Consider the following 12,453-nt stretch of genomic DNA (forward strand, 5'->3'; position numbering starts at 1 on the left):
TAGAATTCGAGAGGGTTATCGTGGCGTTTATTTAGGGGTGTTTCTGAAAAAAATATATAAATCCCCCAAATAATTGATCCCATACTATCATAAACTATGATTAGGAAAGGGTGATGAGCTATGATTTTTGATAATACTGTTTAGCTCCCCCTTTCTCCCCAATCTATATATTGAGGCAAAGAAAGTTCTCTATAAAAACCATTGGATGAATGAGTAGTTAGTTCGGTTAACAAGCTACAGAAAAGAATCGATTGCTTATATTGCGGTTGAATGGAGGATTAAAATGAATCATCCCAAAGCATATGGAACATTTATCAAAAGAGGTGAAAATACGTATCGAACATCTGCTTACATTCAATGGGGTAGCTCAGAGCAGTCAATCGGAGCTTGCCTACTACTTAATCCAGGATCAGCAGACTTTCATAAAATTAATCCTGATTTGAATGTGATATTAAATACATTATTTCGTGCTAAAGGCGAAATAATGACAGACCCAACCATGAAACAATTAATACTACTAATCGAGGGAATATATGGACAATTGCAGCCCATCGCTGGGCGATTCCATATATATAACCTGTTTAATCTCCAAAATCCAAAGTCAATTCATGCTATTGATCTCTTTGAGGCATTGGTTCATAGTGGTGAATACGATATCACAGAGTCCTTAATCTCTTTAAATGAGTTACAAACACATCCGTGGATTCTTACAGGTTGGGGGATCGAACAAAAAGTCAGTTGGAAAAACCTCGAAAAGATAAAGGATATTTGGCTTAACCTAATAAGAGATTCAAGGGTTCCTACCTTTGGGAAAAAGCATAAAACTTACAATAACTATTATCATCCATGCCCTCTTATTCCAACCCATCGGTCACATATGTTAACCGATTTGCTTTCGTTATATAAACAGAAATTCAGCATACAACGTTTTCCCACTTACGCTGCCAGACCAAATCTCCTCAACGAAGCAAATTTACTAGAGGAATGCGATCAATATCAATTAGGCTGGTTTAGATCTTCCACTAATCCAGAGTCAATTCTAAAGGGTTTTTCTCATCTACATATTAAGGAGAACTATAAATTAAGGGCTTATCAGTACAGTGATGGAGCAAATGGAAATGGTGTAGTATGGGCTATACCTGTCAATATGGACTTGCCCCCTGCGAACGAATGTGAATGTTTAGAGGAGCATTTCCTAATCGCTCCAAAGCCAGCCTTTGCATTGGATGACTGCATGCAGGTTATTGATGGAGATAAATCTCCTATTTCTTATTTGCAGGCTTCAGTCGCATTTCACGACATACATGAATTTGGAGCGTTTTGGCACGGTACGAGTTGGGGACGAGATGTGATCCTACCAATCAACGAGGGTGAAAATGCAGATAAATACCAGTGGAAAATGATCGAAGATGAACCTGCGACTCTAGAGCCACATTTCTATTATAGTAACCTAGGTAATCCAACGATTGTATTTCATACAATAAATGACATAGGTACAGTGACAATGAATCGATATGTTCATACTTTTAGTAAATCAGACTATACACTCCGTGTTGAGCGGACCTGCATCGCAACCGCTGGCGGTGGAATTATCTTCTAATTAGAGAATTCGAATAATTTAGCTCCAGCTACATCTGAGATACATGGCATATTACTTATAATAAGGCTGCTTATGTAGATAGCTCCTGAAGAACTCATTACTTCATATGATTTACATGGACTAATCTACCATATTTTGAGCGGACCTGTTGTTACATTTTTATGATATAATTCCCATATCAGTAAATTCAGTATTATCACTACGAAATTTTTAACCATCTAAAGTATGAGTTTTCAGGAGGATCATTACATCATTATGAACAATCATCATCAAAGAATAGTGAAAATAACTGGAGAGTTAAGAGAAGGTAAGTTTGAAATCAAGATTTCCCACTGGAAATTACTCATTGAAACTAATCGTTATTACGAAATCAAACCAGAGAACGGTGTTGTAAAAAGAATCTATAAAGAAAAGCTAAATACCGTTTATGATGAAACAAAGTCATATGTTAACGGCTTTCTCTCTTGTTCAGCATATTGTAATGAAGAGCGTATCAATGACATGCAAATAGAGATTCTAAAACTATTACAATTAAAAATCAAAACTTATATAAATGAGCTACAACTTAATCAAAGAGCTATTGACCGTTATTCCTTGTCAGGATAATGACATACTTCAGTAGATATTGTATTACAAATAAAAACAGCCATGTGGAATGCAAAGAGTTATCCTCTTGCAGGCCTACTCGGCTATTTAATATTTGTCTTATAGTAATTCTGGAGTTCCTCAAGGCATGACCCAACTCGAAAAATAGAACAATGTATTCCCCATTAACTCTGGATCACTTGCTTTACTTGCTTTTACTTACCATTTCTCCGTTAACTTAAGCTGCTTAATGCGATTTATAACCTCATTTAGAGTTCTTCCCACCACTTCTACACCAAATTACGAAGTGTTACACTTGTAAGTTGCAGTTTAACTGTTTTCACCAATTTCAAGTTAATATATACATAAATATCTTATATCTTCTTTGACTATGTAAAATGTTTGTGCTAACTCCAGGCAATTTTCATAAAACTTTTATACTGCTCATCAGCGATAGTATATAAACTCCGAATATGGTTAATTATCACTTCAGGATCAAATCCCCACCAAAATCTAATGCTGTTGAAATTGACACGGTACCCTCACTAGTTATATGAAATTTAGCATATCTGTAACTATTGTTCACATCATTTATATGTTGCAGTGCGATATCTCTTTTTAAAGGATTATTTATATCTGCGACATTAAAACAATAAACATCTGCAGAAGGATAATTTTCCTGAAAAGAAACAACTATTCTGATATTTGCACCGTTATCAGTTTTTACATTCATAGAGAAAAAAGAAGTCCCTTCTTCACCAAGTTCTTCATTCATATAAAAATCAATCTGGTTAATATAATTCTTAAAAGTTTGTGTAATATCAATCATTTGAACCCCTCCTTAAGTAATGGAGTAGCATGTATAAGTATACTTTATCGGCCTCTTATGGTAAATACCTCCTATATCCATTCTTCTAAAAATATAGTTTTTGCATTTATTTACGCTGGAGACAAATTGACATGGTCATTATAATCTTGATATTTAGCTCTTGGCTTGCTTGCGGAGTGTTGATAACAAAAGGGGAGCACCATTGCTTGCCACGAGGTTACCTACCATAGACTTATAGATAAAGTTCAAATTAAAAAAGCGCCCCCCTTTGGCGCGCTCTTGTTATCTTGTATGTGATTCCTACTTTATCCAAAACTAACTCCATCAAAAATAACAGCTGCATGAAAACTCGCGGTATTTAAAACCACTTGTCCAACCCTTTCTGAGGAATAATTGAAAAGATCACTGGTGAAGAACGCATTTGATGTTTCCATGAATATGTCCATAAACACGAGTAAATAGTCATTAGTAACTTTAGTAGTGGAATAAATCATCTCCGCCTTTGCAGATAAATCTTGATTATTGATAATCCCCTTAGAAATTTGCTCCCTGTACTGTGGTAAAAGTTGATCTTCCATCACAGCTCTAATATTTTGCTGAGCTTGATTAATCAATTCCACATAATTTTGTGGTCTTACATATTGTTTTTGTACTATAGATTCTTTTAAAATTTGCACTATTACACTAGTTGTCTCAACTGTATAAGCAATATTACGAATTAATGTATTCATATATTCCGAATGACTAGAACACCTTTGTCTTTTTTGAAGCAAAATTTGTTTCATTTCAATTTGCAATTCATTTTTTTTCGAATAGTTAACAATTTCATGGAAAATAGATGATACACATTTTTCTAATTTTTCATCAGCCATTTGATTATTCCCCTTTAAGGATAGATAAACTCCGATTATGACAACAATAGAAAATTAGTTTAGTTTTATTTCTATTATTTAGATTGTACCAAATTCCCTGATAATACTTTGTCGAATTATGATTATCACTCTCATTTTTATCATTATATTTCATATCTGACACTCTCATCAAAAATAAAAGACTTATATAAAAGCTTAATTCCATTGTAATAAAAAATATAAATTACGGTAATTAATAATAATTCGCTTAAACAAAAAAAGCGCCTAACGGCGCTAGAGTTTTTAGGATGTTCAAATCATATTTGGCGAGATTATTACTTCATCTAACGATTATTTTTTTAAAAATTTAACAGAAATGATAACTTAGCTCAAGTTATTAACTATACTCCGTCGGACATCCTGCAAAATATTCCCCATAAGTTTTTGATAGTATTCTTGTAAAAATCCATCCTCGTAAGCTAATTTACAGCATTCATTACATGCCTTTTCATATCCGTTTAACATCCCAGAGAATCTTAATGAATAGCTGTACTTTGTATATTCAATATCCCTTCCGAAAATACCCTTTTTCCAATCTAAACTACTCCAAATTTCAATTGCTTCACGATCATACTCTAAATAATCATTATAATTAAATCTACCATATTCTAATACATTTTCATTAATTAATTCTCTTATTTCAAAATTAATATTTAACGACAACCGTTCAAAGGAAGCGAAATCTATAGTAACTATTTTACTTTTTACTGTAGTTTGAATTGTAGCATTCGGATACTCCATCTCGAATTTATCGTAGATTTTCTGTAGTTTGGTTTTGAAATCATCAAAAATATTATTGACTTGATAATAATATTTTTGAGTAAGCTCTTCACTAATATTCGTTGCATAGCTTAATGAAAAATAATTTTGGCAAGTATCAAAAAACCTCCACAGGCGATTTCCTGCTGCCTCTCGACACTTGCTCTCAGAAGTAAAACGATAACTTGAATCGTAATCGGTATCCACGCTAAGATAAGCGAACTCTTTTTTTAGTTCTATTTTCTCCGTCTCTTTAATTAATTTCATTAATTCTTCCCTTAAATCTGAAGTGGAGTTTTCCTTAATTGAAATATCCCCAAAGGAACATTCCTTTAATGCAGATTTAATGATCACAATCTTCTCATTAATCTTTTTAGAAACCAATTTACTAAATTCATTTATGATTGTATCCATCCATTCAAAAATATGTTTTGACAATTGATTAGATAGCTCAAAAGATACATGCTCCATAAAAATTTCCTTCACTTGATTTAAATCAAAAGAATATTTATCATTCAATTCATTTATATCAATATAACAATCGTAATAAGACGCGGGCTGAGCTCCTTCACTCAAGTAATCGAGTTGCTCCGTGTGTCTTAGTTTATAACAATATAATTCACCATCATAATCTTTATCTGGCCCTACTTCAAATAGTAAGAAATCAGCGGGCAACTTAATCCGCCCTTTAGTGATTTCCTTTGCCATAAACTCTACTTCACTCAATACCTTCGTAATCTCCTGACAAACCCCATCGTAAAAATCACCCGAATTCTTCTCATAATAGGCAAAAGAAGATAGCTTTTTAGTTTTATACCCGATTAGCATGGATTGTACCATTGTTTTCCTTTGTGAGTATATGCTTCTTTCAAATTCTCGGAATCCCTCTTTACTGGCCCTATCATAGGAGGAATACTCGTATCCTGATTTATCTTTATTAATAAATAATGGCGCTATGTACTCTTTATCTATATAATCGAAACTTTCAGTTGTAGGATACTTCACCTCATAAGATTTTAATTTTTCGTCAATAATTTTTTTTAATTTAATAATACTCGCTGTCTCTCCCACTTGATTAATATCATCGACAACACTAATAGCACCAGTTGGACAGTTTTTCAAGACAGGTATAAAGGACTTGTATTGTTCATTTGTAATCATTCCAGTGCCCCATGCTACTGCCTTACCATCAGACCTTTCTGTCATCAGTTCACTTTCCAGTGAACATGTCCCACAAGCTACACATTTATCGGATACAACAATACGTTTCATTGACTATTCCCCTTATAATTAATAACTTGATCCATCTTCTCTAAATACTCAAAACCAGTTTGTATAACGTTGATTGAAAGTTGTGTTAATTCCCCAGCTGAATCAATAATAGGGGCATCCATAACTTTTCTTATAGTGGAAGCTGTATTAATACAAGACATAAGCTTCTCTTTGTCATCTTTCGTGTAATTCTGTCTGAATGCCCCCTTATCTGTGATAATAGCGGTTGTTGTATCAATCGTTTTTCTGAAAATCAGATTTAGTTTTGCTAACAACTCAGAAAGTTTATGGGCTCTAATTTCAACGCCATTTAAAGCAACACAAATCGTTTCAGCTTGTGATATAGTAACGTCAGCCTGTCTATTTCGTACAGAGGCCATATTAGCATTCATTTCAGCCTCCTTGGCAATGACTCCAGAAATACCACCTTTGATGAAGAATGCCGCTAGTGATTGCTCTGTCGTCAATGCCTTTGCTTCAATCTTTACATTTGTGTTAGAGGACACTGAATTGAGAGATACTAGCTCACTCATATTAACTTTTCCAAATCCATCTCGATCATCAAAATCTATTCGCATAATTTGCTCATAGACTTCAATAAAAGTATTAAAGGATGTCGCCATTATCCCCTTTTTTCGATTCATCAGTTTTTCTAACGCTGCTAAGGTTAATGCCTGTTGGTTATTCACTTTAATTTCTGCCTTTGCGAGCTTTTCAAAAGCTTGTATATTTCTTTTCTCAGCAAGTAAATTATTTTTATCCGCCTCAACCATGTTTATCACAAATCTAATCATATTGATCCTCCTAAAGCTTCAAAATTGCATCTTGATTCATAAAAAATTCATCAAATTCATTATAATTTTTAAAGCGAACTCTCTCTCCAAATATTCCTAAGATATCATCAAGAGAAGCTGAGATTCCATTCACATCATTGTTTAGTGTTGCGTTTATCATTATGTTAAAAGCTGTATTAATTTTTTCATCCCACACTTTAAACTCCTCCGAAATGCACTCCTTCAAGTTATTTCTTTGTGTTTCCATCTCCTTTAAAGCTGAATTTGCTATAAAATTGATTTTATCTTCCAACTCAGAATATTCTCCTAAAGATTCATATGCTGCTCTCATTTTATTAGAAAATTTATATAACTCAGTACAAACTGTTGAAAGCACCATCGTACCTATAATAGCTCCCACTCCTGGGATAGGAATTAACATTTGTCCAATGATAGCTCCTTGTATACCGCTTACCATTCCTACTCCCTTTTCACCGATCTGTTCCATAAATTGCTTACTGTCAATTTCACCATTCATGTATGCTATCAGCGAATCTTTAATGAGTAGTGAAACAGAAATTATTTGTGCTACAATGTTGGAATTACCCACTGTCTGTAATGCTTTTACAGAGCTTTGATTTAATGTATTAGTTAGGGCTGTGGTTGTCACTCTTATCAATCCACCAGTAGTGGCTGTGGTTGCTACTGCAATACTTGTTTCTTTAATGGCTTCATCAAGATTCTTTTCACCTTTGGCCATCATAACCAGGTTTTGTACCCCCATAACTGCCAGAGGTATCACTGAGGCTTCGATTGACCCCTTGGCACCCGCCTTAAACTCATTGCTTATATTTTGGGAAGTTCTAACAGCAGCAATACTATGAATTGCAGATCTCGCCTTAACATCATCTACAATCATTTTTGTTCTGGATGTTAAATTAGCGTTCTTTGTTTGGTCAAATGCGACTGTCCAATTGCTCTTGTCGGCCTTGCTACGATTAAATCTTCCACTGGTTATACGATAATTTTGTTTCAGATTTGCTACTTCTCTAACGTTGTCATCTGTTAAAAATGGATTTCGTCTCAACCGCTTATGTATCATTTTTAAGGGGACAATATGATCCGTGTCTGGTATATGCTCCGTATATTTTATTTTTCCATATTTTTTTAAGGCTGCTAATCTTGATCGATGTATTGTCTTTCCAGAATAATGATCTAAAACAACTTTCTTACTATCAAATATTTCATTCTTAAATTTAATTCTTTTTCCAACGTTATCATATTTATATCGTTCATACTCCTGACTAACTCCTAACTTCAAATCATTGTCCGCATTCATATTTCTGTCCTCCTCAAGAATCCCTTTTACTCTACTGATATATCATGGCCATGGCCTGTATTTTCTCTTTCATAATTTCCTTCAAGCTTTGAGGCTTGATTACCTTTATGTTGGGTCCTTGGCTTAATAACCACATGATACACCCTGTCCCATACACCTGTGCTTCGATAATCCAACTATGCTCATTCCTTTTAATTACATTTCCATTTGGAAACCTATCTAGAACAGCAGAAAGCGAAGGCCCCCAAAATTCAAACTGTAATCTGATTAACTCACCCGAATACATAAATTGAATTCGGTTTCTGAGTTCGCCTGCTTCAAAGCGCTTTTGTTGTAAAATTCTAAAAGAATCATCTGTTAGATCACACTTCTTCAATCGATCAAGCCGAAAGAAGGCTGGTTCATCATACTTGCTATTTTCGATATTAGCGACTAAATAAAAATAAAACTCTGAAAACACTATGGAAAGTGGCATTACTCTTCTCTGAGTTTCATTACCATCCATTCTTTCATAGGTGATTTGAATTACAGTTTGTCTTCGAATTCCGTTGCTAATCACCCAAATAAGCTCCAACAATGGTTTATTGTGATTCAATGGTTTGTAATGATGCATTTCATTTTGTATAGCTTCTTTTATACTTATTCTCTCATGTTTCTCAGCTTGATTTATTATCGATTGGATTACTCCTTGCATCTCTGATCGAGTAAATGCTCTACTTTCTATCAGTATTTTTGTAACAGCTAATAGTTCAACTTCCGTGAGTTTCTCCCTACTACTAGTGGTCTTCTGATACGCCTTTACAGAATAACTATAGACAAGTTCTTCTCCAGTATGTCGTTCATATAAATAGCTTCTTATATCATCAATATCCCGCTGGATAGAACGTTCATGAACGCCAAATTCTAAAGCCATTTCACTTTTGTTGAATTTCTCGCCATTTTTTATCATCTCATATAACATTAATATTCGTTTTAACTTTCTCGTTTTATCCATATTTCCACCAAACAGCCCTTTTCATCTATATTTTACCACAACTGATAGACATATCTTGTCACTTTCATTGCATTAACCTTCATTGCTTTTATCAATGCCTTTTTTTCATTTGTTGAACTCGATACGAAGAGATTAAGGAGCTAATATTCCCACTTATTTTTTATCCTTTATTACAATAAAATAACGGACCTTTCTTGAAAAGAAAAGTCCGTTATACTATTAGTTGTTTTGAACGATCTTATAGAAAAACCACTTTATACTTCCACCATCCGAGTTAAACCCATTAACGAAGTTCCTATAACAGAAAATCCACTCTGACAACTGTTACATTTCGGAAAAATCACCACTAATTATCCATTTTGTTGATTTAAAAGAATCCATTTCTAAATTAATGTTTAAGCCGTATTTTATAAGATCTATATTTATTTCACTATTTACATTGAAATCTTCTTCATAATTTATTGCTAAATTGAAGTTTAATAAACCATGTTTTAATCTACCTTCTGCAATCGATTGCCATGTAGGTTCATGATAATACCAAACTAATTCCTCTGGTAAGTTAACCTCTTCACGTGGTTTGAACCTTGCTTCATAAATGATATTATTATCAATTTTCCTTTTATGATCTGTTTTCACATCTACTTCCACGGTCTTAATATTCAAATTCAAACCAGTGTCTACTTCTTTTAAATAACCACTATCATATTCCACTTTAATAGAAGTTGCTCCTAATGTCATAAGTAAATTGATAATTTCCTGAAACTTATGTTCGAAAGTCCTCTTATGGAATTCCTTAACAGGATAATATGTATTTTTTAGATGAGGATTACAAACATAAATAGTTGTTGGTTTTGGATGACCGAGTGGAAATTTTAAAAATGGGGTATCATTTTGGGATAATTGGATCACTTTTTTGCTCATGTAGTAATTTTGTAGTTCTTCAAATTCTTCTATTGATAACTCTTGATTGCCTATTGGACCTTTCAACAATTCATCAAATAATTGTTGCATCCCGCCAAACGAATTATATGTTGTATGTCTTGTATTAAAGTCCGATAAACTTAACTTTGTAACTCTTCTAGATTTAATCACGTCTTTAACGGTTCCTACAGGTGTTTTTCGAGCTACGTATTCAGATATCTCTTGAGTACCATATAAAAAAACCGTTTCTTCAATTTCAATAAATTGTCTTTGATAATATGGCAAAGAAAACAAGGCTTTTAAGTTAGTTGTTTCGTTCATTTATGTTGCTCCCCACTTATAAATTATATTTACTTTATACTGGTAAAGTTTAATTGGCAACCCTTTTTAGCGCTGCTACTTTGAGTGTAATAGTAGACATTATTAAATTACTGATGGTGATGACGTTGCAGAAATCATTATAGATGGGTAAGCTAGATTTAATATTACCATTGATTAGGAGAATGAAAATGAGTAAATTTGCGCCCTTGATAAAATATCTCGAAGAAAATTGTTCCAAGTCTACTGTTGTTACATTTGTAGACCTTGAACAAATTTTAGGATTTAACTTACCGAAATCCGCTTTCAAAAAATCCGATTGGTGGAGAAATAGTAGATGTGTTCCGAATAGACCATGGGTACATGCGGGTTGGGAAGTAGAAAATGTCATCTTAGGGGACTCAGTTACATTTTCCAAAAATTTAAATTTCAAAAAATGTACTAATACGGAATATTTAGCCTCACGATTTAAAGATTTACGAACTTATGGTTGCTCAGGTTTTATGTATCTGAATTCCAAAGAGTTTTATGAAATTATGAACATAACCTTAACAAAGGATGGATTTTTCATAACGCTCTACGAGCATAATAGCGTAAGATTACAATTCGATCTAGAAATCTCAAACTTTAACGAATCTATATTTGATTTTGAATTTGAGGCACAGGATGCAAGATTCTTATTTTATAAAGAAATTGACGAAAATGATGACTTTCTAGATGAATTTGATGATGATGATTTTCTCGATGAAGAAGCTTTACATTGTCAAAGTTGTGGTAAGTCAATTAATTTTGCTGGAGAGTGCTACTGTAACAAAAATCCTCTTAGTGTCACCGTAACAATATCAGACAATATATATATTTTTAATGAATTTTGTAAAGAAACAATTGATTATCTTTATAATTATAACTATAAAATAGCCATTTGGAATGTGATCAATAATAATGTTAAGTATATTTATTTCAAAGAAATAATCTTACAAGATAAGGGATTTTATATAGAAGATAACTGGGTTTCGATTAATGAATTCCTAAATACCACTCAAGTTATCAAAGAGGTTTCATTTCAAACTTGTGATAAATGCCTTGTTACAACAAGAGTTTATTGGAATGAGACAAAATGGCTCTGTAAACCTTGTGAACTAGCCTTAGATCGAAAACGAGCAGGACAGTTTGAATAATCAAACTGCGCTTTATACCTTACTTATCAATAGAATTTCCAATAAAGGGAGACAGCATAATTTAAAATATAACGATTAGTGCGACCCCGTTGAATCATAATAAGCGAACAATTCATGACATTCTTCCTTTATGAAAGCATTAGTTCCACTTTTCTCAGAATCCTTGCCAAAAATCATTTTATTGAGGATAGGATGACGAAGCTCCGATATTAATCTTTATTTTCAGGAAAAGCAAGATCTTCAAGCTATTGTGAAAATCAAGTCTGTCTTGGTATAGGTATTAAAGCAAATGAAAAAATAAACGTACTTGGCAGCTACCAGATACGTTTATTTTTTCATGTATGCCAATTTCATATACTTTCTTTTTGCTTTTACTTGCTGGATATAATGACTAAAAATCCTATAGTTTTTTTAAGATATGTAATAACAGTTTACGAAATGGTGATTTACCGAATGTCTATCCTCTCATGTAACAATCTATTTTTGTAACCCATTAAACTTATCAACAACTTTTGTAATATTATTCGATGTTTCCACAACCTTGCTTGCAGTTTGGTAAGGTTTTGAGTTCTTAATAAATGTTGGCAAGTTTTCATCGAGGACTCTTTTATTTTCATCAATATCATCCAAGTGATTACGCTTTAACCCGCTATTTTTCACACTCTTGTATGTATTTCCCATATTATCTATTGCGCTACCTAAAGACTGGCCTTTTTTATCAAATGAATCAACTACCTTATCTGCTTTGCTAAATCCCTTTTGTACAGTCTTATCAACACCACCAATAGCAGAAGTTGCAACTTTGCTAAAAGTTTTGCCTACTGGATTATTGTTTAAAAAATCATACCATCCCAATGTATTCACACTCCTAATTTTCGTCAAATATTTCATTACACTTCTATTATTGCGTTAAACAATTTTCATGTGCACAATGAATAGCTAATTTTAATTATGCCAAAACTATTAACCTTTGA

The 12,453-nt window shown here is 33.2% G+C and carries 11 protein-coding genes; 3 read left to right on the plus strand and 8 right to left on the minus strand.

Features of this window, described 5'->3' with window-relative positions; all coding sequences use genetic code 11:
• Window positions 1-283 precede the first annotated feature (283 nt).
• Together H70357_RS36805 and H70357_RS30070 are read left to right on the plus strand one after the other, a co-directional pair.
• Window positions 284-1,600 (plus strand): hypothetical protein, encoded by a 1,317-nt coding sequence (locus H70357_RS36805; RefSeq protein WP_052092334.1) that lies wholly within the window; start codon window positions 284-286, stop codon window positions 1,598-1,600.
• A gap of 255 nt (window positions 1,601-1,855) precedes the next feature.
• Entirely contained in the window at window positions 1,856-2,206 is a 351-nt protein-coding gene (locus H70357_RS30070) for a hypothetical protein (RefSeq protein WP_038596875.1), read from the plus strand.
• A gap of 463 nt (window positions 2,207-2,669) precedes the next feature.
• Here the strand turns inward: H70357_RS30070 and H70357_RS30075 are convergent, their stop codons facing one another.
• The 7 genes from H70357_RS30075 to H70357_RS30105 form a co-directional block, all read right to left on the minus strand.
• Window positions 2,670-3,014, minus strand: coding sequence for a YbjN domain-containing protein (locus H70357_RS30075; RefSeq protein ID WP_038596878.1), 345 nt, complete (start codon window positions 3,012-3,014; stop codon window positions 2,670-2,672).
• Between the two features lie 305 nt (window positions 3,015-3,319).
• A complete protein-coding gene (locus H70357_RS30080) occupies window positions 3,320-3,886 on the minus strand; it encodes a hypothetical protein (RefSeq protein WP_038596881.1) in 567 nt (188 codons plus the stop codon).
• 363 nt (window positions 3,887-4,249) lie between these two features.
• Complete coding sequence (locus H70357_RS30085; RefSeq protein WP_038596883.1) at window positions 4,250-5,956, minus strand: ferredoxin; 1,707 nt, start codon at window positions 5,954-5,956, stop codon at window positions 4,250-4,252.
• Window positions 5,953-6,750 (minus strand): hypothetical protein, encoded by a 798-nt coding sequence (locus tag H70357_RS30090; RefSeq protein WP_038596885.1) that lies wholly within the window; start codon window positions 6,748-6,750, stop codon window positions 5,953-5,955. The genes H70357_RS30085 and H70357_RS30090 overlap by 4 nt, the downstream gene beginning before the upstream one ends.
• A 10-nt stretch (window positions 6,751-6,760) precedes the next feature.
• Complete coding sequence (locus tag H70357_RS30095) at window positions 6,761-8,068, minus strand: hypothetical protein (RefSeq protein ID WP_038596887.1); 1,308 nt, start codon at window positions 8,066-8,068, stop codon at window positions 6,761-6,763.
• Between the two features lie 31 nt (window positions 8,069-8,099).
• Window positions 8,100-9,062, minus strand: coding sequence for a helix-turn-helix transcriptional regulator (locus H70357_RS30100; protein WP_038596890.1), 963 nt, complete (start codon window positions 9,060-9,062; stop codon window positions 8,100-8,102).
• A 324-nt stretch (window positions 9,063-9,386) separates the two neighbouring features.
• Window positions 9,387-10,304, minus strand: coding sequence for a hypothetical protein (locus H70357_RS30105; protein WP_038596892.1), 918 nt, complete (start codon window positions 10,302-10,304; stop codon window positions 9,387-9,389).
• Between the two features lie 188 nt (window positions 10,305-10,492).
• On the opposite strand from H70357_RS30105, the gene H70357_RS30110 reads away from it, so the two are divergent.
• Window positions 10,493-11,479: a DUF7662 domain-containing protein gene (locus H70357_RS30110; protein WP_038596893.1), complete on the plus strand. Its 987-nt coding sequence runs from the start codon at window positions 10,493-10,495 to the stop codon at window positions 11,477-11,479.
• A gap of 477 nt (window positions 11,480-11,956) precedes the next feature.
• Here the strand turns inward: H70357_RS30110 and H70357_RS30115 are convergent, their stop codons facing one another.
• Complete coding sequence (locus H70357_RS30115; RefSeq protein ID WP_038596896.1) at window positions 11,957-12,334, minus strand: hypothetical protein; 378 nt, start codon at window positions 12,332-12,334, stop codon at window positions 11,957-11,959.
• Window positions 12,335-12,453: the final 119 nt, after the last annotated feature.

It is taken from the genome of Paenibacillus sp. FSL H7-0357 (assembly GCF_000758525.1).
Lineage (GTDB): Bacteria > Bacillota > Bacilli > Paenibacillales > Paenibacillaceae > Paenibacillus_AQ.

Excerpts from the sequence above, each read along its gene's own strand:
- H70357_RS36805 (WP_052092334.1), top strand. The coding sequence starts at position 284 with ATGAATCATCCCAAAGCATATGGAACATTTATCAAAAGAGGTGAAAAT.
- H70357_RS30070 (WP_038596875.1), top strand. The coding sequence starts at position 1,856 with ATGAACAATCATCATCAAAGAATAGTGAAAATAACTGGAGAGTTAAGA.
- H70357_RS30075 (WP_038596878.1), bottom strand. The coding sequence starts at position 3,014 with ATGATTGATATTACACAAACTTTTAAGAATTATATTAACCAGATTGAT.
- H70357_RS30080 (WP_038596881.1), bottom strand. The coding sequence starts at position 3,886 with ATGGCTGATGAAAAATTAGAAAAATGTGTATCATCTATTTTCCATGAA.
- H70357_RS30085 (WP_038596883.1), bottom strand. The coding sequence starts at position 5,956 with ATGAAACGTATTGTTGTATCCGATAAATGTGTAGCTTGTGGGACATGT.
- H70357_RS30090 (WP_038596885.1), bottom strand. The coding sequence starts at position 6,750 with ATGATTAGATTTGTGATAAACATGGTTGAGGCGGATAAAAATAATTTA.
- H70357_RS30095 (WP_038596887.1), bottom strand. The coding sequence starts at position 8,068 with ATGAATGCGGACAATGATTTGAAGTTAGGAGTTAGTCAGGAGTATGAA.
- H70357_RS30100 (WP_038596890.1), bottom strand. The coding sequence starts at position 9,062 with ATGGATAAAACGAGAAAGTTAAAACGAATATTAATGTTATATGAGATG.
- H70357_RS30105 (WP_038596892.1), bottom strand. The coding sequence starts at position 10,304 with ATGAACGAAACAACTAACTTAAAAGCCTTGTTTTCTTTGCCATATTAT.
- H70357_RS30110 (WP_038596893.1), top strand. The coding sequence starts at position 10,493 with ATGAGTAAATTTGCGCCCTTGATAAAATATCTCGAAGAAAATTGTTCC.